Below are 272 nucleotides of genomic sequence, written 5' to 3'. Positions count from 1 at the left end.
AGTTATGGCAAGGTTTGACTAAGTCAGCTGAGTCTATCTCATATGTCGCATGGCCAACATATGACGAAAGTAAGCTGGTAGAAAGCGAAGTGGAAATCGTTGTCCAAATCAAGGGCAAAGTAAAGGCTCGCTTGACTGTAGCCAAAGACTTAGCACCAGCTGAACTTGAAAAAGTTGCTCTGGCAGACGAAAAAGTCCAAGCTGAAATCGCTGGGCAAACAGTTGTGAAGGTGATTAGTGTACCGAACAAACTAGTCAATATTGTTGTGAAG

At 43.4% G+C, this 272-nt stretch carries 1 pseudogene; it reads left to right on the top strand.

The features are described 5' to 3' along the window. Positions 1-272 (top strand): annotated as a pseudogene (locus C1E99_RS09880) (leucine--tRNA ligase); the annotation flags it as partial.

It is taken from the genome of Streptococcus suis (assembly GCF_002964045.1).
GTDB classification, from domain to species: domain Bacteria; phylum Bacillota; class Bacilli; order Lactobacillales; family Streptococcaceae; genus Streptococcus; species Streptococcus suis_U.
Note: the sequence above shows the minus strand (reverse complement) of the source record. Positions and strands in the feature narration are given on the sequence as shown.